The following is a 22,207-nucleotide window of genomic DNA, read 5'->3' as shown; positions in this document are numbered from 1 at the left end:
GCAGGGCGTTTTTAAAATCGGGTTTAAATCTGTCGGCTCACACCATCACCAGTAGGTGTCTCGCCGCTTCGCTCGGGCGATAACATTGCGCGGCATTTTATTTTCCAGCGCTTTTCGTAGCATCGCCACTTTTTGGTGTGTCGATTGATCGGCTGTAATGGTGTGATAAAGCCAGCGATAAGCATCTTCATAATCCAGAGGGCTGCCATAATCGGCCACTAGCAACTCAGCCAATTGAAGCCTTGCCCGCATATTGCCCAGAGACGCAGCTTCGCGCAGATACGGGATAGCACGCTCTTTGTCTTGTTGCACCAATGTACCTAAAGAGTAGTAACGCCCGAGTTGCTCCAAAGCGGCAGGTAAGCCTTGCTGAGCGGCCGACTGCATGTAGTAAACGCCTTGCTCGACATCGCGATCGACACACACTCCCCACGCTAGCATGTCACCGTAGAGAAATTGATAGGCAGGTAATTCAACACGAATGGCACGCGCTTCAATATCTTGCAGAAGCTGACACTCATCTTCTTTCACTTTCTTCAAGTGGCTATTGGTTTCGAACAAGCGGATCAATTGCGTTTCTTCATATACTGGCAATGCTGGCCCGAGTTCAGCTTTCGCAACTGAGCTTGCCAACATGATTGATATAAACAAAATGCGCAATTTCATGCATACCCACTTTAACGACGATAGTTAAGAGACTGTGTGTCTTGCCTAACTTGTATCGGCAATGCTTTGCCTAACTTTACCCTTTTTACGGCGAAAATTTTCCGCATTGGAATATGAACAGTATAGAGTCGTTTGAGCAAAAAAAAACCAGCCAAAGAGGCTGGTTTTTTTCAATCGAGAACCGATTAAGATGCGAAAGGTTGCACTTTAATGATGGTTTCGTTGCGATCTGGGCCAGTTGAAATGATGTCAATTGGCACACCAGTCAACTCTTCGATACGGGCAATGTAATCAAGCGCTGCTTGTGGCAGTTCTTCAATTGTTTTTGCACCGAAGGTCTTTTCACTCCAACCCGGAACGGTCTCGTAAATCGGAGTGATGTTTTCGTACTCGTCAGCAGCCATTGGTGACACGGTCAGAATCGTGCCGTCTGCTTTCTGGTAACCCGTACAGATCTTAATTTCTTCCAAGCCATCCATCACGTCCATCTTGGTCAAGCAGAAGCCTGAGATAGAGTTGATTTGGACTGCACGGCGCATAGCAACTGCATCAAACCAACCAGTGCGACGAAGACGACCCGTCGTCGCACCAAACTCGTGACCCACTGTGCCTAGGTGTTTACCCACTGGATCTTGTTTTTCAAGACCATCATACAGTTCAGTCGGGAAAGGACCTGAACCCACACGGGTGCAGTATGCTTTTGCGATACCTAAGATATAACCTAGATGACGTGGACCAAAACCAGAACCTGCAGCTACACCACCAGCAGTGGTATTAGAAGAAGTTACGTATGGGTAGGTACCGTGGTCGATGTCCAGAAGTGTGCCTTGTGCGCCTTCGAACATGATCTTGTCGCCACGCTTACGCGCATCGTCAAGCTCTTGAGTTACGTCAATAACCATGCTGGTGAGTACGTCGGCTTGTTCCAGAATCTTCGCTAGCGTTTCTTCGTAGCTAACAGGCTCTGCTTTGTAGAAGTGCTCCAACTGGAAGTTGTGATACACCATGACTTCTTTAAGCTTCTCAGCAAAGGCTTCTTTATCGAACAAATCACCAACGCGTAGACCGCGACGAGCAACTTTGTCTTCGTAAGCAGGACCAATACCACGGCCAGTAGTACCGATAGCTTTCTTACCACGAGCAGCTTCACGCGCAACGTCAAGGGCAATGTGATAAGGAAGAATTAGCGGACAAGCTTCTGACAGGAACAGGCGTTCACGAACTGGGATACCGCGAGCTTCAAGCCCACCCATTTCTTTCATCAGTGCGTCAGGAGACAAAACAACACCGTTGCCGATGATGCACTTAACGTTGTTACGCAGAATGCCAGAAGGAATCAAATGCAGAACGGTTTTTTCACCGTCGATAACGAGAGTATGACCCGCATTGTGACCGCCTTGGTAGCGAACCACGTAATTTGCGTCTTCAGTTAAAAGATCGACGATCTTACCCTTACCTTCGTCACCCCATTGAGTGCCGAGAACGACTACGTTATTACTCATCTTTTCCAGTCAGTTGCTGATTAAAACGGGATTCTAGCACCTTCATTTAATCGTTGCAGTCATTTTTTAACCGTCGTCCCGAACATGTTAATCAGGCTGTCACAGTTTTTTGCTCTGTTCATTTACTTAGACGGCCACATCATATATGCGATGACAACACCTGCTACGACCAAGCATCCACCAATGCGACGAAGCGACGAATCCGGTAGTTGACTCATTTCCTTGACCATATTTCGCCATCGGTTCGGAATAAGCATGGGACCCAAGCCTTCAACAACCAGAACCAACCCCGCTGCTAACAGCAGTTCCTTGCCCATAAAACACCTCAAATTTGGAGTAAAAAAAAGACAAGGCGCGATACCTTGTCTTTTCAATTTTTCGATTAACGCCACACTATTTTAGGTTAGCGTTTGGCTCTTTCATGTACTGGAAGAACTCACTACTTGGGTCAACCACTAGGATGTCACCCTTGTTGCTAAAGCTCTTCTCGTAAGCTTGCAAAGAACGTAGGAAGTTGTAGAACTCAGGCTCTTTGTTGAAAGTGCCTGCATAAATGTTCGCCACTTCTGCGTCTGCTTCACCACGTGTTACACGGGCCGTTTTTTCTGCTTCAGCAAGTATGGTTGCCACTTCAAGCTCAGATTGAGCGCGGATAACTTCCGCTTTCTCACGACCTTGTGAACGGTGACGACGCGCCACCGTTTCACGCTCTGCACGCATACGCGCATAGATAGATTCACTGATCTTGTCCGGCAAGTTGATTTTCTTGATACGAAGGTCAATCACTTCAATGCCAATATCATTGGCACTTTGTTGCACTTCGTCCAGAACATCAGCCATAACTTGCTCACGCTTCTCAGAGACGATTTCTTTAATTGTCTTCGAACCAATTTCAGCACGAAGGCCATCAGACACTTTACGTTGCAACAACGCTTCAGCAGTCAAACGGTTACCACCACCTGTAGATAGGTAATATTGACCGAAATCTTGAATGCGCCATTTAACGTAAGAATCGATGATCACGTCTTTTTTCTCAGACGTTACAAATCTGTCTGATTGATCGTCCATGGTTTGGATTCGCGCATCAAGGATCTGAACGCGGTCAAACAACGGAACTTTGAACTGCAAGCCTGGTCCGTAGATCTGCGCCTGGTCATTATCCGCTTTAAGGATTCGACCAAAACGAAGCACGATGCCACGCTCACCTTCATCAACCACAAACACTGACATCAAACCAACAACGATCGACACGATAATCAGAGGGATTATTAACTTACGCATAATTAGTATCTCCCCTGACGTGATGTCGTTGGACTTGAACTTGGACTAGGCACTCCAGACGGGCCTGACGCTTCCAATTCAATGCCGTAATCAATCGCATTGGTATCAGAGTTCGTACGAGGTTGAGGTGCTTGGTTCATCAGCTTATCCAAAGGCAGATACAGCAAGTTACCACCGCCCGCTTGTGAATCAATCAGTACCTTACTGGTGTTACCATAGACTTTCTCCATGGTTTCCAAGTACAGACGATTACGCGTCACTTCCGGTGCAGCCTGATACTCAGGAAGCAGTTTTTCAAACTGCGCCACATCACCTTCCGCTTCATTGACGGTTTTCTCGCGATAACCCAACGCTTCCTTCTTCAGACGCTCAGCACGACCCGTCGCCTTAGGCAAAATGTCATTGCTGTAAGCTTCCGCTTCTTTGATGTAGCGTTCTTCATCTTCTCGCGCTTTGATTGCGTCATCGAATGCATCCTGAACTTGTTCCGGTGCGCGCGCACCTTGTAAGTTCACGTCAACAACCAAGATACCCATATCATAACGGTCGATAATACGATTGATTTCCGTCTGAGTTTTTGTACGGATCTCTTGACGACCCGTAGTCAGAATGTCGTCCATCACCGCGTCACCAATAACCGCACGCAGCGCTGAGTCAGTTGCCTGACGCAGACTGTCGTCCGCATTGGTTACCGAGTACAGATACTTCGCAGGATCCGCAATACGATACTGAACGTCCATATCAACGCTCACAACGTTTTCATCTTTGGTCAGCATTTCACCTGAACTGCGCAAAGAACGAATCGCTTGAACATTGACTGTGGTGACTTCGTCAATGAAATTTGGCTTCCAGTTCAGACCTGGCTGAACAATGCGGTTGTACTCACCGAAGCGCAATACAACGCCACGTTCAGCTTCACCAATAGTGTAAAAGCCTGTCGCACCCCAAATAACCACACCCACAACGGCGATTACGCCCAAACCAGCAGCACTGCTGCCAAAAGATGGTCCTTTACCTTTGCCGCCACCAAGCAAACCACTTAGTTTGCGGCTTAGCTTACCAAAAACCTCATCGAGGTCCGGCGGCCCTTGGTCACGACCTCCGCGATTACCCCACGGATCTTTGTCCTGACCGCCATTATTTCCTGGCTCATTCCACGCCATTAGAGCACTCCATCAATATGATATGACGATAGTTTTTATACTGTAACAGTCTGTTAGTTGACGATGAAGTCGCCTAACTCACTGCCTTCCCGTTTTCTTAACCTTAGCCAATCGGCCTGAGGCAAGCGCACATCGACCAGCAAATGTCCGTCCTGATCGTATTCTTCATGCAAAATACAACGCAACCGACAGAATTTACTGTGCATTCTGCCAATGGCCGCAGGTGGAATACGTAAGCGATAGCTTACCATAGTCCCCGACAGCCTTTCGGTCAGTGCCTCAAAAAGAAGATCTATACCCCGATCTGCAAGTGCTGATACCCAAACAATTCTTGGGACGCCTTCATCATCACGTTCGATACGCGGTAATGCATCTTCCATATTATCGATCTTGTTCATCACCAACAGGGTTGGGACTTCATGTGCGTCAATCTCTTCCAGAACCACATTAACGGCGTCAATATTTTCCCGAAAACGATCATCGCTAGCATCGATGACATGGAGCAATAGCGTTGCTTCTTGCGTCTCTTTAAGTGTTGCTTTAAATGCCGCAACGAGATCATGGGGCAAATGTCGAATAAATCCAACAGTATCTGCCAAGATCACATCACCTACATCCTCTACTTCTATTTTACGCAATGTCGGATCGAGCGTTGCAAACAGCTGATCAGCCGCATAAACCCCCGCTTCCGTGATGCGATTGAACAAAGTAGATTTGCCCGCATTGGTGTAACCCACCAGCGAGACAGTGGGTATCTCAGCGCGATTTCTCGCACGTCGACCCTGCTCACGCTGTTTGGCGACCTTATCAAGTCTACGCAGGATCGCCTTAACACGATCACGTAACAAACGACGGTCAGTTTCTAGCTGCGATTCACCCGGGCCTCGCAAACCTATCCCGCCCTTTTGGCGCTCTAGGTGAGTCCAGCCTCGAATGAGTCGAGTCGAAAGGTGACGAAGTTGCGCCAACTCTACCTGCAACTTACCTTCGTGAGTGCGGGCACGCTGAGCAAAAATGTCTAAGATTAGGCCGGTGCGATCGAGCACACGACATTGAATTAATCGCTCGAGATTTCGTTCCTGCGCAGGTGATAGCGCATGGTTGAAAATAACAATTTCTGCCCCGGTCATCCGGACGGCATCTGCGATTTCGAGGGCTTTCCCTTCACCAACGAAGTATTTGGAATGCGGGGATTGTCGGCTGCCTGTAATCGTTTGCAACCGCGTAACCCCCGCTGACGATACCAGCAATTCGAGTTCGCTGAGATCTTCCCATTCGCCTTGTTGGGTGAAGTTGATATGAACTAAAACAGCCTGTTCACCGGCTTCGTAACGGTCAAACAAGCGATCAACTCCTTACCAAAGGATTGTTACTCCTCAGTCTTATCTTGCTGACGCTCGCCTGCTGGGCGGTCAGTAGGATTGTTATGATGATGATTCACTGGGCGAGCAGGGACCACGGTAGAAATCGCATGCTTGTACACCATTTGGTTGACGGTATTTTTCAGCAGGATCACGAACTGGTCAAAAGATTCAATCTGGCCTTGAAGCTTGATACCGTTTACCAAATAGATAGAAACAGGTACACGTTCACGGCGCAGTGCATTGAGAAACGGGTCTTGTAGAGATTGCCCCTTAGCCATTTTTAATTTTCCTTATTGGTTTGTAGTTGTATTAGCAACAAAAAGATCAACAACGCCGCTTACAACAATCCAAGTATACCCTGCTCAAACTGCGATCAGGTTAAACACTTTGTGACTGTTTGTAACGATAGCGGCACGTCGTCGCTATCAAGCCATGTCAAATTGTCCCAGCTGCGAAGCCAAGTGATTTGACGTTTGGCTAACTGACGAGTGGCACACACGCCGCGATAAACTGCATCATCAATCGAGCAGCTACCCGCCAAATAATCCCACATCTGTCGATATCCTACGCACCGGATCGATGGCATATCTGAATTCAAATCGCCACGATCGTAAAGCGTACGAACCTCCTCCTCGAATCCCGCTTCCATCATATTTTGAAAACGCAACTCGATTCGGCGATGTAGCTCCCCCCTTTCCTTAGGGGCTATTGCAAATTGGTGAACCTCATATGGCAATGGTTCACCTTTGGTTTCGGTCAACTCAGTCAGAGTTTTACCCGAAATACGAAAAACTTCCAGCGCTCTCGACAATCGCTGAGGATCATTCGGGTGAATCCTCGCTCCTGCGACAGGATCGATACTGCACAACTCATCATGCAGAGACTGCCAGCCTCGCATCTGCGCTTCCTGCTCAATAGTAGCTCGGATCGCCTGATCCGCAGGGGGCAAAGGTGACAAACCTTCCAATAATGCTTTGAAGTAAAGCATCGTACCACCAACTAAAAGCGGAATTCTCCCTTTTGCGACAATATCCGCCATTTCTCGCAGCGCATCGGCGCGAAAATCGGCGGCGGAATACGCTTCTGAAGGATCGAGAATATCGATCAGTCTATGCGGTGCTAATGCCAACTCTTGTGCATTAGGTTTGGCCGTACCAATATTCATATCGCGGTAGATCAAGGCGCTATCGACACTGATAATATCGACGGGGAACTGCTGTCTTAACGCGATAGCCAAGGCGGTTTTACCCGACGCGGTCGGCCCCATTAAAAAAATTGCCTTAGGCAAAGGGTTAGTCATGTTTGAATGCTTCTATTGCCGCTGCCACATCTACCGGACGCAGTAACGTTGAAAAATGCGCTGCCAGCTTATCCTGCCAGCAGTGTTCTAACTCTGTGATCAGTGTAATAGCTTGCGACAGACCATAGTCGTCTGTTTTTTGCGTCGCTTGCGTTGCTAACCAATTCGCCAGTTGTTCCACGGAAAGGGCGTCTTGCTCCTTTTTCTGCTCTAAAGCTTCCAAAAGCGCAGGAACAAAGTGTTGTAAGTTGTGCTTGCGCAACGGCTGACACACCGCCATCACCATAATTTGCGAAGACGATTTCTTTCGGATCACAATACCAAACTGCTGAAGTAATGCATCATATTGCGCCAATAAAGCAATTTCTTGTGCTGACGCAGGCAAAGCCTGCGGGATCAACAGTGGTTGCGCTTTTAACCCTTCAGAAGAGGCAAGGCGCATCTGACCGAGTATCGAAAGATACGCCGCCACATCTAAATCCAATAGTGCGAAACCATCCATGCGCTGCAACAGCAAATATTTTGATGAGACAATCGCCAGTGCTTTGCCCAATCCTTTATCCACATGGCCAACTGAAATCGGCGTTTTTAAAAATACTTTGGAAGGCTCAGCGACTTCATGTTGAGCAGGAACAGTCGGGGTTGTCATTAGCGCCTGATAAGCGCGCTGCTCACTGTGAGATGGTGCTGTTTCACCAAAATTTTCACCGCGAGAACGACTGTTACCTCTCGACGCACCACCAGGGACATGACGCGTATTCGTGTTGTCCGTTATATCAGTCTGCGCTCGCCACTCTGTTGCTTCACGATGCCCCGTGTATCTCGAATTGGCATTGGCGCTTGAGTCAAACGAAGGAGACGTACCTTCAACTGAACGAGAAGATGCGAAGCCTCGTGGCTCGGCTGTCGATGAAACCGTCTTTGTCGGCATTGAGGTTGAAGAAATAGACGCCGAATGATGTGCTGACGAATCAAGCTGCGTACTGTCAGTAGCTGTTTCATATTCACCCGTTTCTGGGTGTGAATATTGAACTTCATGCACCTGCTCTGCCGCGACTTGCATCAGCGCATCAGCGACGGCCTGATAGATAAAATCATGCACTAATCTCGCTTGATGAAAGCGTACTTCATGCTTAGCCGGATGCACGTTTACATCCACTTGATGAGGGTCAATATCGATATAAAGCACATATGCGGCGAACTGATCAGAGCGCAGTGACGCTTCATAGCCTTGTCTAATTGCATGATTAATGAGTTTGTCTTTCATCATGCGCTGATTAACAAAACAATGCTGAATATCGTTTTGGCTGCGCGCACCTTCCGGTGTGCATATCCAGCCACGAAGCGTTAATCCTTGATGCTCAAGGCTCACCTCGACGGCCGTTTTAACAAACTGACTGCCACACGCGGTAGCCAGACGCCGTTCGCGCTGGGCATCATTGGTAGCGGCGCGATATTGACGCACCATAGTCCCGTTGTGACGCAATGTAATTGCCACATCAAAACGGCTTAACGCAATACGCTTAAGCAATTCATCAATGTGACTAAATTCCGTTTTTTCCGTGCGTAGAAACTTACGACGTGCAGGTGTATTGAAGAATAAATCCACCACTTCCACTGTTGTTCCCACTGGATGAGCGGCAGGTTTTATTTGCACCGCCATATCACGCCCTTCTGCATAGGCAGACCATGCTTCCGTTTGATGCTGCGTGCGGGAGGTTAACGTTAGGCGGGAAACGGAGCTGATACTGGCGAGTGCTTCACCACGAAAACCAAGGCTAATGATGGCTTCCAAATCATCAAGGCAGGTAATTTTTGATGTTGCATGACGACTGAGCGCCAACTCCAACTCATCCTTGTTGATACCTGAACCATTATCACGGATGCGGATGAGCTTGCTGCCGCCTTTTTCGATATCAACATCAATACGCGTTGCGCCTGCATCAATACTGTTTTCGACAAGTTCTTTGACCACAGAAGCAGGGCGCTCAACGACCTCGCCAGCCGCGATCTGGTTAGCCAGACGGGCAGGTAATATCTGAATCGCCATGCTTAGCTCCCAGGAATAATCAAGGTTTGACCGACTGCCAACTGATCTGAGCGTAACTTATTAACGCTGCGGATACTGTCGACCGTCACGCCGTAATTACTGGCGATTTTACCCAGATATTCTCCACGTTTCACTTTGTGCTGCTTGTCCTTGGGTTTGATACCCACCACTTTTAACTTCTGGCCTACCGCTAACTCATCAGAGCGAAGCTTATTCGCACTGCGAATACTGGCTACCGTCACACCATATTCAGCCGCAATTTTACCAAGGTATTCACCACGACCTACGGTGTGAACTTTGGTGATAGTTTTACTCAATGACGTTGTTGCTCCGCTTTGAGGCGCTGTAGGCTTAGAAGATGACGTCGACGCTAACGTACTTAAGTTTACGTTAGGTACGCTCAACACTTGCCCCACTCTCAACGAATTCGACTTGAGACCATTCGCAGCTTTAATCGCAGACACAGAACTGCCGTATTTCTTAGCAATGACTGACAAAGACTGACCAGATTCTACCGTGTGTTTCACGCCATTTTTTCGCGCCGCCATTAAGGTGCCATCAGGCGGAAAATCTTCAAAATAGGTCAATACCCCTTTGAATACCGCATTGGCAATTTTTTGCTGATGACCGCTACTGAGCAGAAGTTGTTCTTCTTTCGGGTTGGTAATAAAACCCGCTTCTACCAACAAAGATGGGATATCTGGCGACTTTAGTACTGCAAGACTGGCATGCTCAGGACTGGACTTATGCAGTTTGGTGACTTTGCCCATTTCCTTTAATATACGGATCGCAACGTCATACCCTTCTTTTTGCGAGTTACTAAATTGCAAATCCAGCACTGCACGACTGAGATATTCGTCTTCGTTGTCATTAAGCAATGCACCACCGCCAAGCAAGTTTGATTGCTCTTCGTGCTTCTCTATCCAGCGACCGATTTCATTGTTTGCGCGACTGCGTGACAACACCCAAACCGATGCACCGCTAGGTTGAGGCTTATGAAAGCCATCAGCATGAATAGAAACCAACAGATGTGCGCCATGCTTACGGGCAATTTCAGAACGCTTGTTCAAATCAACGAAGTAATCACCATTTCGCGTGAGCACCGCTTTTAAACCCGGCGTCGCATTTATCTTGTCTGCAACGCGGCGAGCAATAGAAAGCGTGACGTGTTTTTCGTACTTACGCTTTGGCCCAACCGCACCGGGGTCATTACCACCATGCCCTGGATCAATAGCAATAATGATGTCATCCGTTCCAAACGGCAGTGCTGCTTGAGCCTCAGATGGCGGTGTTTTCTTCACAGGTGTCACCGCCACAGTTTGCGCGCTGTGTGGCAGGTCGATAACCAAACGATGACCATATTCGCCACCAGGTGCGAGCGCAAATAGGCGTGGAATGCTTTTGTTTTTCAGTTCAAAAACAAGGCGATAATCGCCTTTTTGAGCCGGATTACTTTTGCGGATTTTAGTTAATATTTTGCTGTCACTGACCGATTTTGGCAACGTCATGTCCAGCGAAGTATCTTTGATATCCACCACAAGACGATCAGGCTTGGTTAGCGTGAAAAACGAATAGGCGGGTTCACTCGCCATATCCATAACAACGCGGGTTTCATCCGGTGCTGGCCAAATACGTACATTTTCGATTGAATTTGCCCATGCCGAGGTCATCAACCCCAGCCAACCTATGATCCCTGCTAACACGCCAAGCCAACGCATAAATCTATTTCCACTCCAACGTATCAATCAGAGCTTCCCCGACATCGGTATTGGCTTTGACCTGCACCGTTCGTTGCTCACCGTTATATTTCAGTGTGATATCGAGATCAGGTTCTGGCAACAAGCCTTCACCTTTTTCCGGCCATTCGACAAGACAAAGTGCGTCAGGTGTGAAGTAATCGCGGATCCCCATAAATTCGAGTTCTTCAGGATCAGCCAAACGGTAGAGATCGAAGTGGTAAACCTGCCAAAAAGAAAGCTGATAGGGCTCAACTAAGGTATAGGTAGGACTTTTCACATTGCCCGCATGGCCTAGAGATTGAATAAAGCCACGAGAAAACGTGGTTTTCCCTGCGCCTAAATCACCATGCAAATAAATGGTCGTTTGTTGTGAGCATGCCGACGCAAGTGCCGCACCAAACGCCACTGTGGCCTGCTCATCGGCAAGCTCAGTATTAAAAATTTTTGTCATGTTTCTCACTGCTTTATTGTTTAACGATCAATCGCCGTCAAATCTGCATTTATTCTATGTTGTTTCCCAGCAAAGGGAGCAAGTCACTGGCCAATAGCCCGCGCGGCCCTTGCTGCGCTGCGCTATCGGCGGCATAACTGTGCAAAAAGGTGCCAAACCTTGCAGCACCTTCCACCGATTGAGTTTGCGCCAAACAAGCCGCGATGACGCCAGTTAGCACATCACCCATGCCGCCTGATGCCATGCCGGGGTTTCCCGCATGTATCAACGAATAATGAACGCCATCATAAACGATTGTGCCTGCACCTTTAAGCACCACCACACCACCGTATCGATTCTGTATTTCTTTGACGGCAGAAAAACGATCCCGTTCAATTTCTTCGACGCTGAGATCTAATAATCTTGCGGCTTCTCCCGGATGAGGTGTCAGCACCCATGTTTTACCTTGGTATTGCCCCTGATTCTGGCGGTGTCTGGCGAGTAAAGTTAATCCATCGGCATCAATAACCATCGGCATATCCAACGACAATACGGCCTCAAACAGCTGTGTTGACCAAACAGATTGACCTAGCCCCGGCCCAAGCGCAATAACATCCGCCCACGCTAGAATTTCTGCCAACACTTCACTGCCTTGTTTTTCTTCCCATTGCCGAGTCATCAATTCAGGTTGTCGAGCGAGTACGGCTGTCACATTCGCTTCATGAGTCAACAATGCCACCAGCCCAGCACCAGAACGCAATGCAGCCTGACCACACAAAATGATTGCGCCGCCCGTGCCTTTTTCACCCCCCATGCAAAGAAGACGACCAAAATGTCCCTTGTGGGCACTTTGCTTACGTGTCGGCTGCAATGCCTTTGCTTGCTCTAAACCAAGCAGTGTAACTGAAGTGGGGATATGCGCTTCAAACGCGTGATTAATTTCTAATCCATCAAAGGTTATTTCACCACAATGATCCGCCGCCTTTCCGGTAAATAGCCCCTGCTTCAACGCGACAAACGTTACCGTGATATCTGCATTCACGGCGTAACCAAGCACACTTCCCGTATCGGCATGCAATCCACTAGGAATATCAATGGCAAGAACTGGCGACGACGAGGCATTGATCAGCGTGATGGCGTCACGATATCTCCCCGATACATCGCGTGATAACCCCGTACCAAACAACGCATCAATAATCACATCACTGGTTTTATCGGGAAAATCTCCCGTTAAGATATTTCCCCCGACGGCGGAGAACGCGTGTTGTGCCCGTAAAGCATCGCCAGTGATCTTATGAGGATCACAGGCAGACCAAAGCGTCACGTTCAACCCTGCTTCGATCGCTAATTGCCCGACGACATAACCATCACCACCATTGTTACCACTACCACAACAGATCAGGATGCTTCTCGCATCAGGCCAGCGCTGACACAGCACCTTAAATGCACCGACCCCTGCGCGCGCCATCAAATCGTACATTTCAACACCAAGATCCAATGCGATCTTACGTTCCCCTGCTCTTACTTGATCCGATCGGTAAAGGGAGTGTGGTAAACTTGCGGCCATCTTCAGTTATCCATCCTGATCTTATGTCTGACTCTCGATCTCTATCGTCGATCAATTTTAACCAACTTGCTGAAAATATCAGGCAATGGGGCCGTGAACTAGGTTTTCAGCATATCGGTATTACCGATGTTGATCTTCGTCAGCATGAAGCCCAACTTCAGCGCTGGCTTGACGATGGTTACCATGGAGAGATGGATTGGATGGCACGTCACGGGATGATGCGAGCCCGCCCACAAGAGTTGGTGGAAGGCACTATTCGCGTCATCAGCGCGCGCATGGACTACCTGCCACCCAACGCAGGATTTGCCAAAACACTCGACGACCCATCGCTTGCCTACATTAGCCGCTACGCACTTGGCCGTGATTACCACAAGTTGATCAGAAATCGACTGAAGAAATTGGGTGATCGCATCTCACAAGAAGTGGGACAGTTCGGCTATCGCCCATTTGTTGACTCTGCACCAGTACTGGAGCGCCCTCTGGCCGAAAAAGCTGGGCTTGGCTGGACAGGTAAGCATTCGCTTTTGTTGAGTGAAGAAGCCGGTTCGTGGTTTTTCCTTGGGGAATTGCTCATTGATTTGCCCCTTCCTGTGGATACGCCGAAGGAGAATCAGTGCGGGAAGTGCGTGGCTTGTATGACGTCATGCCCCACCAATGCCATCGTTGGTGAAACCGTGGTTGATGCCAGACGCTGTATTTCTTACCTCACTATAGAGCTTGATGGCGCTATTCCTGAGGAGTTTCGCTCTGCCATGGGGAACCGAATCTATGGCTGTGACGACTGCCAATTGGTCTGCCCTTACAACCGTCAGGCGGAGTTAACACAAGAATCGGATTTCCACGGTCGCTCAAGCTTGGTTCAGCAATCATTAAAAACACTCTTTGGTTGGGATGAATCTACATTTTTAAAAGAAACCGAAGGGTCTGCTATTCGCCGTATAGGCCACGAAAAATGGCGCAGGAACCTGTCTGTTGCGATGGGGAATGCCCCTTACGACCCAGAAATTATTGAGCTTTTACAAGCAGCTAAAAGTTTCTCTGCTATGCTTGATGAGCATCTCGATTGGGCAATCGCCCAACAAGTCGAGCGCAGAAAAGAAGGGGAGATTAATGTACTGCCCGCATCAACAAAACGGCTAGTCAGAATTGTCCAGAAAGGTTTGCCTAGAGACGCATAAATCGTGAAAATCTTGACAGATTTACCAGTTTTCAGCCGAGCAAAGTTCAAAAATAAGACATAGATTCACTTCTGCTGCGTAATGTGGAAAACATTTTCAGCACGCCATAAATCAGTGCATATCAATAAAGTTAAACACAATCTGTGAATAATCTTAGCGTGATGTCACGTAAGGTGACAAAGTTGGGGATAAACGTTTGAAAAGTAGAACGAAAAGATTTTTTTAGCCAATAAAAACATTAAGTTATAAAAAAAACCATGCACAGGCATGAGTTATCCACTGATCATCTTCCAAGCAGATAACTCTGCGAAAGGTCACACCTTCAGATATTCATCAACGGCTTTACCCACAGCTTGATTGCTGTGGATAACTCTGTGAGAAACACTTGATAGCATGTGGTATGCCTTGGTGGCATAGCTGATATTACTTAGTTTTCAGATTTTAGTTGGGCTAGACCTTGCCCTGAGATAATGCTTCACAGCATTAAAGACAACGACTCGCTGCACCCTACATGTAACTGGTACATATTCTGCGAAGTGTTGATGCTTACAGATGATTAACTGCAAGAAATTTGGAGCGACACACGAGGTTCCCGATCTTCAAGGCTTAAGCGTGACCTCAACCTTGGCAAGGGCTCTTGTGTTTCGCACTTCTGATTACTCAGAAATTAAAATTTGGAGCGACACACGAGGTTCGAACTCGTGACCTCAACCTTGGCAAGGTTGCGCTCTACCAGCTGAGCTAGTGTCGCATTAAAGAGCGTCCGAATTGCTTCGGCAATTTTTGAAGCGATTACAAGGTAACTTGCGTTTCGCACTTCCGACCTATCGAAAGTTTAGAGTTTGGAGCGACACACGAGGTTCCCGATCTTCAAGGCTTAGGCGTGACCTCAACCTTGGCAAGGTTCTTTGTGTGCTGAACTTCTGATTACTCAGAAATTAAAATTTGGAGCGACACACGAGGTTCGAACTCGTGACCTCAACCTTGGCAAGGTTGCGCTCTACCAGCTGAGCTAGTGTCGCATCACAGTGCCGATTCTCACCGGACTTTTTGTTTTACTACTTTCGGCGAGCCGAAAGCCTGCTCTCGTACTGAGAGAATTTGGAGCGACACACGAGGTTCGAACTCGTGACCTCAACCTTGGCAAGGTTGCGCTCTACCAGCTGAGCTAGTGTCGCATTGATCATCTGACGATCATCAGATCTTTTTACTTTTTTTGCCATCCCGATAAATCAGGAGCCTGCTATTCCACTTGAAGAAGTGGAGCGACACACGAGGTTCGAACTCGTGACCTCAACCTTGGCAAGGTTGCGCTCTACCAGCTGAGCTAGTGTCGCTTCGTCAAAGACATTTGTCTCTGTCAGGGCTGCGAATTATACGAAGAAAAATCAGGGATGCAAGCCTCTAAACTCATAAATTTTGAAATTTCTTCGTATCGCTTATTTTGGCATCAGATCGTGAAGATCTTACTTCTGTAGTAACGCAGTTCTTCAATTGACTCTCGGATATCATCCATCGCCAAATGCGTTCCCTGCTTTTGGAAGCCGGACAGAAGTTCTGGCTGCCAGCGACGTACCAACTCTTTGATGGTACTAACGTCTACAGTGCGGTAATGAAAAAAGCGCTCTAGTTCTGCCATGTGCAGGTAAAGAAAGCGACGATCTTGACCCACGCTGTTGCCACAAATCGGTGAGACACCAGCTGGTACCCACTCTTTGAGAAAAGTGATCGTCTCTTTGATCGCTTGCTCTTCATTTGTCGTGCTTGCTTTAACACGATCCACCAGCCCACTGCGCGTGTGCGTGTTAGTGCACCACTCGTCCATGATTGCTAATTCATCGTCAGACTGATGAATGGCAATGACTGGCCCTTCAGCTAACACATTAAGTTGAGCATCTGTTACAACGGTAGCGATCTCAATGACTTTATGAACTTGTGGATCCAGCCCTGTCATCTCGAGATCAATCCAGATTAAATTCTTATCGCTGAAAGACATCCAAATTGCCTATTTTACAAATAAACCATGTATCATACTTAGCCTGACTTGAAAGCCAACTAAACTAGCGACATTCTCGTGGCAAAAAAGAAAAATCTCACAAAAGGCCAATTGCGCCGAGTACGGACAAACCAAAATAAACGAATTGATCGTCAGCAAAAGGATGTCCAGTGGGATGAATCCTTACTGCAATCATCTCGTGAAGGGGTCGTTATTACCCGTTTTGGACAACATGCCGATATTGAAGATCTTCAAACCGGAGCCATTCAACGCTGTAACCTTCGCCGTTCAATCGAAAGCTTGGTGACGGGAGATACTGTCGTCTGGCGCCCAGGTGTAGAAGCACTGCAAGGTATTGCTGGCGTCGTGGAAGCTGTTCACGAACGTCGCTCAGTACTCACTCGCCCAGATTACTATGACGGTGTAAAACCAGTCGCAGCCAACATCGATCAAGTTGTGATCGTTTCCGCGATATTACCCGAATTGTCTACCGACATTATAGACCGTTACTTGATCGCTACCGAACAGGTTGATTTCAAGCCGCTAATCGTCATCAACAAAATTGATCTTTTGGACGATAAAGGCATTGAAAAGGTTAAAAATATTCTGTCTCTTTATCATGATATCGGTTATGACGTCATGATGGTAAGCCAGAAGACTGGTGAGGGCATGGCGGCGTTAAAAGCCAAACTTGCTGATGTGACCAGTATTTTTGTCGGCCAATCGGGCGTGGGTAAATCCAGCCTGGTGAATGTGTTATTGCCTGAGGTAAACGCTGACACTTGTGAAGTATCTGAAAACTCTGGACTTGGTCAACACACCACAACAACTGCACGGCTTTATCACTTCCCTGATGGTGGTGATTTGATCGATAGCCCTGGCGTACGTGAATTTGGACTGTGGCATTTAGAGCCAGAGCACGTTACACAGGGGTTTAAAGAGTTTGGTGATTACCTTGGCGGCTGTAAGTTCAGAGACTGTAAACACAAAGATGATCCAGGCTGCTTGATCCGTGAAGCGGTTGAAGGCGGAAAGATCAGCATTGAGCGCTTTGAAAGCTATCACAAGATCATCGACAGCATGACTGAGATGAAGGCAAACCGTCAGTTTTCGCGTGATAAGGAAAACTGATAACCCTCTGACTTTTCACTTCATCTGGTTAGCGGCCTGTTAATTTTGTAAACTAGGCCGCTTTTTACATTCCGGCCTTTTGAATTTCTCTTGGGCAAAAGACAAGTTAGGAAGAATAACCGTGTCTAACGATTTGAAAATTGGCCTGCAGTATTGCATGCCAAAACATCTGCTAACCCGTTTAGTCGGTAAGCTTGCCGCTGCAAAAGCAGGTTTTTTAACTACTGCCGTGATTAAGTGGTTTGTGCGTCAGTACAAGGTGGAAATGAGCGAAGCGAAAAACCCAGATCCGGGTAGCTACCCTACGTTCAACGATTTCTTTGTACGTGAATTGCAAGACGGTGCTCGCCCACTTAACGATGAAGCCGACGTGATCAGCCATCCTGCAGATGCGTGTGTTAGCCAAGCAGGGCCAATTGAACAAGGCAGATTGATTCAGGCGAAAGGCCACACCTTCGATGCATGTGAACTCCTTGGTGGCGACGCGAAACTGGCTGAAGAATTTTCTGATGGCGATTTCGCGACGTTGTATTTGTCGCCACGTGACTACCATCGTGTGCACATGCCTTGCGATGGCACATTGCGCCAAATGATTTATGTGCCTGGCGATCTGTTCTCAGTTAATCCTCTGACGGCAGAAAACGTGCCAAACTTGTTTGCACGTAACGAGCGCGTGGTGTGTATTTTCGATACGGCCTTTGGTCCGTTGGCACAAGTATTGGTTGGCGCAACCATTGTGGGCAGCATTGAGACCGTTTGGGCTGGCACAATTACGCCACCAACCGGACAAAGTATCCGCCGCTGGGATTATCCAACACAGGGCGATAAATCCATTACGCTGAAAAAAGGCGAAGAGATGGGTCGCTTTAAATTGGGATCAACCGTGATCAACCTGTTCCCGAAAGATGCGATCCGCTTTGACGACAGCATCGTGGCTGGCAAACCAACGCGCATGGGTGAAGTTTACGCCCGTCAGACTTCAATGGTGCCAGACAGCAACGAAGATCATAGCGAATCTAAACCCGCTTAACGACAAAGTTGGGATCTGTGACGAAAAGGGCATTATTGCCCTTTTTTTGTACGTGAATTTTATCCGAGAACAGAGTTTTTTCTCCTTCTACCCGTATGCTGTTGTTCGTACAGTGGCATCCAAGCTGATGAATTCAAGCATGAATGTGATGCCATTCCCTCATTCAATGTGGATGGAATCAGCACCATGCCAAGACTCTCTCAAGCCACCATCTTCAAGTTTATCGTCGCGTTTGGCGTGCCTCTGGGTGTATTGCTTATGCCCATAAACTGGATCCCGCTCGACGATTTGACGATAATCCAACACCGCCTGCTCGCGATTTTCTTGCTTGCCGCATTGCTTTGGGTACTAGAGCCTGTGCCTGTATTCGCCACGTCAATCCTCATCATCGCATTAGAACTCATCATGATATCGGATAAAGGACTCACTTGGTTTCGTGAAGCCCAACCGGGACACGATCTTGGTGAGTTAATGAAATACACCGACATCTTTGGCGCTTTCTCCTCACCCATCATTATTTTGTTCATGGGCGGCTTCGCCCTTGCTATCGCTGCATCAAAATACGATTTAGATAACAACCTCGCTCGTGTTCTTCTCAAACCTTTTGGCACCAAGCCTCGCTTTATCATGTTGGGCTTAATGCTGATCACCGCTGTGTTCTCGATGTTTATGTCAAACACTGCCACCACAGTGATGATGCTGGCACTGCTTGGTCCTATCGTGGCTTCTGTCCCCAAAGGGGATACTGGCATTAAGGCCTTGGTATTATGTATTCCAGTCGCAGCGAATACAGGCGGCATTGCCACCCCAATCGGAACTCCGCCCAACGCCATTGCACTCCAATATTTAACAGGGGAAAACGCTATTAGCTTTTTGGAATGGATGACCATGGGTTTACCGTTTGTGGTTGTGCAACTCGCTTTCGCATGGTGGCTATTGCAAAGGCTCTTCCCAACCAGTCAGGATACAATGACACTCAAGCTCGACGGACAATTTAAGAAAAGTTGGCGCGCATACACGGTTTACGCCACGTTTGCCGCGACAATAATACTGTGGATGACCACCAGCCTTCATGGCATGAACACCTATGTGGTATCAATCATCCCGCTCGCGGTATTTACACTGACGGGCATCATGGGCAAAGCAGAACTGAAACTCATCAATTGGGATGTACTTTGGCTTGTGGCTGGCGGGATTGCGATTGGCTTGGCGCTCGACAAAACTGGCCTTGCTGCAGCATTGGCGCATGCCGTGGATTACGACAGTTTATCGCCAGTGGCCGTGGTGCTGACCTTGTCTATCATCTGCTGGTTGATGGCGAACTTTATGTCTAACACAGCAACCGCCAACCTTTTGATGCCTATCGCCGCAGCGGTTGCGACTTCTATGCAAAGCCTCTCTGCTATTGGCGGCATTCAAGGTTTACTGGTTGTGGTGGCGTTTTCTGCATCGCTTGGCATGATTTTACCTGTTTCTACACCCCCTAATAGTCTGGCATATTCAACCGGATTAATTGAAAGCAGAGACATGGCAAAAGTCGGCGTGATTATTGGTCTTGTTGGCCTCGCGCTTGTCTATAGCGCAATGCTCATTCTGACGTAGATCGCTGATAGCACCCTGAAGCCAAAAAAGGAGGGAAAATGCGCTTGCTGCTTTTCCCTCGCCTCAAGTCCATATACACTCGCGCTCTTTTCAAATTTATTGATGCGAACCTGTGGTCGCATGTTGTGAGGGCTTTCTCTTGGGGTACGAATGGCTAGCGCTTGCTGCCGCCTTTCTTTGGGGTATTTCCAGCCTTATTTCGGTGACACCTGCCCGTCATCTGGGTAGCTTTGCCTATAGTCGCTGGCGTATGGCTTGCGTCTCTATCATGTTGTCGCTACTGGCTTTATTGACGGGAGGGTGGGCTACCATCACCTCTGATATCTGGTGGCCAATGGCACTTTCAGGCTTGATCGGTATTTTTATCGGCGATACCGCACTGTTTGGCTGCATGAACCGAATTGGCCCTCGTCGCTCTGGGCTATTGTACTCCTGCCATGCGGTATTTTCTGCACTGCTTGGCATGTGGCTATTTGGTGAAACGCTAGAGGGCATCCGATTAGTGGGTGCGATATTGGTGTTTTCTGGCGTGATGGTGGCGGTGTTTTTCCGTCAAACAGGCAATGCTCATCATTGGGAAGAAACCAAAGGCAGTTTAAAAGTAGCTATTGCGCTTGGTTTGCTAGCGGCACTTTGCCAGTCACTGGGTGGTGTCATCGCCAAACCGGTATTAACCGGGAATGTGGACCCAATTGCAGCGTCTGCTATTCGTATGATTGCCGCCTTTTTGGCACACGGCACCTTGGTTTTACTGCAAGTACGGGTGGCACAGCCGGTGAATCCCATCAATTGGCGCATTTTCGGGATGGTCGTGGTGAACGGCTTCCTTGCAATGGCTGTTGGCATGACACTCATTATGTACGCGCTTAAATGGGGCGAAGTGGGGATGGTCGCACTGTTGTCATCCACCACCCCAGTCATGGTACTGCCACTGATTTGGCTATTCACTAAAGTACGCCCGTCGCCAAGCGCTTGGATAGGTGCTGCACTTGCGGTTACGGGGGCTGGCCTGATTGTAACCAGCTAGCGTCAAAAACAGCGAGTCATCACCGAGAAAACAAAAACGCCGCATTCATTATTGCGGCGTTTTCGATCAAGCTCGCTCTACTGGGAAAGCCACCACTTGGTCAATATGCGATTTTCCAAGTGCCAACATGATCAGGCGGTCAACGCCCAGAGCAACACCTGCGCAATCCGGTAAGCCGTATCTGATCGCCTCAATCAAGTGATGATCAATAGGTTGCGTTTTCAACCCCATGCTTTCACGCTTACGATTATCTCGTTCAAAACGCGCCAGTTGTTCATCAGCATTGTCCAGCTCATAAAACCCGTTCGCCAGCTCAATGCCCTTAAAGTACACTTCAAAACGCGCAGCAACACGCCTGTCGTCCTCACAAACACGCGCGAGTGCTGCCTGTGAAGCGGGGAAGTGATAGACAAATGCAGGCTCGCTTTGGCCAATTTTCGGTTCAATACCGACACTGAACAGCAACTGAAGCAGGGTATCTCGGTCTTGCTCAGGTTCAGCAATGTCTGATAATCCTAATGGTGCGGCAGCCGCTTTTAGCTGCTCCATACTACCTTCGAGCGGACAAACGCCTAACACAGTCATAAATGCCTCTTGATACGTCATTCGCTGCGCTTGCCCCACGCCCATTGTCGTTTGCAGTAGCACATCCATTTCATCCATCAGTGCATGATGATCAAACCCAGGGCGATACCACTCTAGCATGGTGAACTCAGGATTGTGATGACGCCCGGCCTCTTCGTTACGAAAAGCTTTGCTTATCTGATAGATAGCGCCACTTCCTGCTGCAAGCAATCGTTTCATGTGAAACTCTGGGCTGGTCATGAGATAAAGCGGAATGCCTTGGGCAAAACCAGGACCGACAAATTCTGTGTTGAACGTGTGCAGATGAATATCCGTTACGGTCGCTTGGCTCATCGCGGGCGTATCTACTTCCATCACATCACGCTCTGCAAAGAACTGACGAATCGAGTACATCAAACGTGCACGAGCTTTCAACGTCTCAATATCTGACGTGGGACGCCACTGATGGGTCATAAACTTACACTCTCTTTCATGATGATAGGCGACATTGTATCGCTTAGATTGATGTCATCAAACGCCATTGCACGGAATGGTCAGCCACACTTTTACCAGCTTGAGATGCAAGAGTGAAAAAATGTTAGAAAACCCGAAAACAC

At 48.1% G+C, this 22,207-nt stretch carries 19 protein-coding genes and 4 tRNA genes; 5 read left to right on the top strand and 18 right to left on the bottom strand.

Features of this window, described 5'->3' with window-relative positions; translation table 11 throughout:
- Positions 1-45: 45 nt before the first annotated feature.
- The 12 genes from motX to AB8599_RS01155 form a co-directional block, all read right to left on the bottom strand.
- Positions 46-666: a flagellar protein MotX gene (motX, locus tag AB8599_RS01210; RefSeq protein ID WP_407331999.1), complete on the bottom strand. Its 621-nt coding sequence runs from the start codon at positions 664-666 to the stop codon at positions 46-48.
- 185 nt (positions 667-851) lie between these two features.
- Complete coding sequence (locus AB8599_RS01205; protein WP_407331998.1) at positions 852-2,168, bottom strand: adenylosuccinate synthase; 1,317 nt, start codon at positions 2,166-2,168, stop codon at positions 852-854.
- Between the two features lie 122 nt (positions 2,169-2,290).
- Positions 2,291-2,485: a DUF2065 domain-containing protein gene (locus tag AB8599_RS01200; RefSeq protein WP_407331996.1), complete on the bottom strand. Its 195-nt coding sequence runs from the start codon at positions 2,483-2,485 to the stop codon at positions 2,291-2,293.
- Between the two features lie 76 nt (positions 2,486-2,561).
- On the bottom strand, positions 2,562-3,449 hold the full coding sequence (gene hflC / locus AB8599_RS01195) for a protease modulator HflC (protein ID WP_407331995.1): 888 nt from the start codon (positions 3,447-3,449) through the stop codon (positions 2,562-2,564).
- 2 nt (positions 3,450-3,451) lie between these two features.
- Positions 3,452-4,612 (bottom strand): FtsH protease activity modulator HflK, encoded by a 1,161-nt coding sequence (gene hflK, locus AB8599_RS01190; RefSeq protein ID WP_407331994.1) that lies wholly within the window; start codon positions 4,610-4,612, stop codon positions 3,452-3,454.
- A 53-nt stretch (positions 4,613-4,665) separates the two neighbouring features.
- Positions 4,666-5,955 carry a ribosome rescue GTPase HflX gene (hflX, locus tag AB8599_RS01185; protein WP_407331993.1) on the bottom strand — a complete coding sequence of 430 codons (1,290 nt, stop codon included), beginning with the start codon at positions 5,953-5,955 and terminating at the stop codon, positions 4,666-4,668.
- A 26-nt stretch (positions 5,956-5,981) separates the two neighbouring features.
- A complete protein-coding gene (gene hfq, locus AB8599_RS01180) occupies positions 5,982-6,254 on the bottom strand; it encodes an RNA chaperone Hfq (protein ID WP_016959113.1) in 273 nt (90 codons plus the stop codon).
- Positions 6,255-6,349: 95 nt separating this feature from the next.
- Positions 6,350-7,276, bottom strand: a complete 927-nt coding sequence (gene miaA / locus AB8599_RS01175) for a tRNA (adenosine(37)-N6)-dimethylallyltransferase MiaA (protein WP_407331992.1) — start codon at positions 7,274-7,276, stop codon at positions 6,350-6,352.
- Positions 7,269-9,326 (bottom strand): DNA mismatch repair endonuclease MutL, encoded by a 2,058-nt coding sequence (gene mutL / locus AB8599_RS01170; protein ID WP_407331991.1) that lies wholly within the window; start codon positions 9,324-9,326, stop codon positions 7,269-7,271. Before mutL ends, miaA begins: the two co-directional genes overlap by 8 nt.
- A gap of 2 nt (positions 9,327-9,328) precedes the next feature.
- Entirely contained in the window at positions 9,329-11,044 is a 1,716-nt protein-coding gene (locus AB8599_RS01165) for an N-acetylmuramoyl-L-alanine amidase (RefSeq protein ID WP_407331990.1), read from the bottom strand.
- Between the two features lie 4 nt (positions 11,045-11,048).
- Positions 11,049-11,516 (bottom strand): tRNA (adenosine(37)-N6)-threonylcarbamoyltransferase complex ATPase subunit type 1 TsaE, encoded by a 468-nt coding sequence (gene tsaE / locus AB8599_RS01160; RefSeq protein ID WP_407331989.1) that lies wholly within the window; start codon positions 11,514-11,516, stop codon positions 11,049-11,051.
- Between the two features lie 49 nt (positions 11,517-11,565).
- Positions 11,566-13,062 (bottom strand): NAD(P)H-hydrate dehydratase, encoded by a 1,497-nt coding sequence (locus AB8599_RS01155; protein WP_407331988.1) that lies wholly within the window; start codon positions 13,060-13,062, stop codon positions 11,566-11,568.
- Positions 13,063-13,112: 50 nt separating this feature from the next.
- Here AB8599_RS01155 and queG point away from each other — a divergent pair, with 50 nt between their 5' ends.
- Positions 13,113-14,240 carry a tRNA epoxyqueuosine(34) reductase QueG gene (queG, locus tag AB8599_RS01150; RefSeq protein WP_407333156.1) on the top strand — a complete coding sequence of 376 codons (1,128 nt, stop codon included), beginning with the start codon at positions 13,113-13,115 and terminating at the stop codon, positions 14,238-14,240.
- Between the two features lie 675 nt (positions 14,241-14,915).
- Here queG and AB8599_RS01145 read toward each other — a convergent pair.
- The 5 genes from AB8599_RS01145 to orn all read right to left on the bottom strand — a co-directional run bounded on the left by AB8599_RS01145 (position 14,916) and on the right by orn (position 16,236).
- Positions 14,916-14,991: transfer RNA gene (locus AB8599_RS01145), tRNA-Gly, on the bottom strand.
- Positions 14,992-15,186: 195 nt separating this feature from the next.
- Positions 15,187-15,262 (bottom strand) — tRNA-Gly (locus tag AB8599_RS01140).
- Positions 15,263-15,342: 80 nt separating this feature from the next.
- Positions 15,343-15,418, bottom strand: a tRNA-Gly gene (locus AB8599_RS01135).
- 83 nt (positions 15,419-15,501) lie between these two features.
- Positions 15,502-15,577: transfer RNA gene (locus AB8599_RS01130), tRNA-Gly, on the bottom strand.
- A 113-nt stretch (positions 15,578-15,690) separates the two neighbouring features.
- Complete coding sequence (gene orn / locus AB8599_RS01125; RefSeq protein WP_407331987.1) at positions 15,691-16,236, bottom strand: oligoribonuclease; 546 nt, start codon at positions 16,234-16,236, stop codon at positions 15,691-15,693.
- 78 nt (positions 16,237-16,314) lie between these two features.
- Here orn and rsgA point away from each other — a divergent pair, with 78 nt between their 5' ends.
- The 4 genes from rsgA to AB8599_RS01105 all read left to right on the top strand — a co-directional run bounded on the left by rsgA (position 16,315) and on the right by AB8599_RS01105 (position 21,026).
- Positions 16,315-17,367, top strand: a complete 1,053-nt coding sequence (gene rsgA / locus AB8599_RS01120; protein WP_407331986.1) for a small ribosomal subunit biogenesis GTPase RsgA — start codon at positions 16,315-16,317, stop codon at positions 17,365-17,367.
- Between the two features lie 121 nt (positions 17,368-17,488).
- Positions 17,489-18,397 carry an archaetidylserine decarboxylase gene (gene asd, locus AB8599_RS01115; protein ID WP_407331985.1) on the top strand — a complete coding sequence of 303 codons (909 nt, stop codon included), beginning with the start codon at positions 17,489-17,491 and terminating at the stop codon, positions 18,395-18,397.
- Between the two features lie 186 nt (positions 18,398-18,583).
- Positions 18,584-19,999: an SLC13 family permease gene (locus tag AB8599_RS01110; RefSeq protein WP_407331984.1), complete on the top strand. Its 1,416-nt coding sequence runs from the start codon at positions 18,584-18,586 to the stop codon at positions 19,997-19,999.
- A gap of 139 nt (positions 20,000-20,138) precedes the next feature.
- Complete coding sequence (locus AB8599_RS01105; protein WP_407331983.1) at positions 20,139-21,026, top strand: DMT family transporter; 888 nt, start codon at positions 20,139-20,141, stop codon at positions 21,024-21,026.
- A 66-nt stretch (positions 21,027-21,092) separates the two neighbouring features.
- Here AB8599_RS01105 and epmA read toward each other — a convergent pair whose 3' ends face one another.
- Entirely contained in the window at positions 21,093-22,064 is a 972-nt protein-coding gene (gene epmA, locus AB8599_RS01100) for an elongation factor P--(R)-beta-lysine ligase (protein ID WP_407331982.1), read from the bottom strand.
- Positions 22,065-22,207 lie beyond the last annotated feature (143 nt).

Origin of the sequence: Enterovibrio litoreus, from assembly GCF_045679545.1 — a bacterium.
Classification (GTDB): Bacteria; Pseudomonadota; Gammaproteobacteria; order Enterobacterales; family Vibrionaceae; genus Enterovibrio.
This window is presented reverse-complemented; position numbering and strand designations above follow the sequence as displayed.

Excerpts from the sequence above, each read along its gene's own strand:
- mutL (WP_407331991.1), bottom strand. The coding sequence starts at position 9,326 with ATGGCGATTCAGATATTACCTGCCCGTCTGGCTAACCAGATCGCGGCT.
- motX (WP_407331999.1), bottom strand. The coding sequence starts at position 666 with ATGAAATTGCGCATTTTGTTTATATCAATCATGTTGGCAAGCTCAGTT.
- tsaE (WP_407331989.1), bottom strand. The coding sequence starts at position 11,516 with ATGACAAAAATTTTTAATACTGAGCTTGCCGATGAGCAGGCCACAGTG.
- hflK (WP_407331994.1), bottom strand. The coding sequence starts at position 4,612 with ATGGCGTGGAATGAGCCAGGAAATAATGGCGGTCAGGACAAAGATCCG.
- AB8599_RS01200 (WP_407331996.1), bottom strand. The coding sequence starts at position 2,485 with ATGGGCAAGGAACTGCTGTTAGCAGCGGGGTTGGTTCTGGTTGTTGAA.
- AB8599_RS01110 (WP_407331984.1), top strand. The coding sequence starts at position 18,584 with ATGCCAAGACTCTCTCAAGCCACCATCTTCAAGTTTATCGTCGCGTTT.
- orn (WP_407331987.1), bottom strand. The coding sequence starts at position 16,236 with ATGTCTTTCAGCGATAAGAATTTAATCTGGATTGATCTCGAGATGACA.
- miaA (WP_407331992.1), bottom strand. The coding sequence starts at position 7,276 with ATGACTAACCCTTTGCCTAAGGCAATTTTTTTAATGGGGCCGACCGCG.
- hfq (WP_016959113.1), bottom strand. The coding sequence starts at position 6,254 with ATGGCTAAGGGGCAATCTCTACAAGACCCGTTTCTCAATGCACTGCGC.
- epmA (WP_407331982.1), bottom strand. The coding sequence starts at position 22,064 with ATGACCCATCAGTGGCGTCCCACGTCAGATATTGAGACGTTGAAAGCT.
- hflC (WP_407331995.1), bottom strand. The coding sequence starts at position 3,449 with ATGCGTAAGTTAATAATCCCTCTGATTATCGTGTCGATCGTTGTTGGT.
- AB8599_RS01165 (WP_407331990.1), bottom strand. The coding sequence starts at position 11,044 with ATGCGTTGGCTTGGCGTGTTAGCAGGGATCATAGGTTGGCTGGGGTTG.
- AB8599_RS01205 (WP_407331998.1), bottom strand. The coding sequence starts at position 2,168 with ATGAGTAATAACGTAGTCGTTCTCGGCACTCAATGGGGTGACGAAGGT.
- AB8599_RS01155 (WP_407331988.1), bottom strand. The coding sequence starts at position 13,062 with ATGGCCGCAAGTTTACCACACTCCCTTTACCGATCGGATCAAGTAAGA.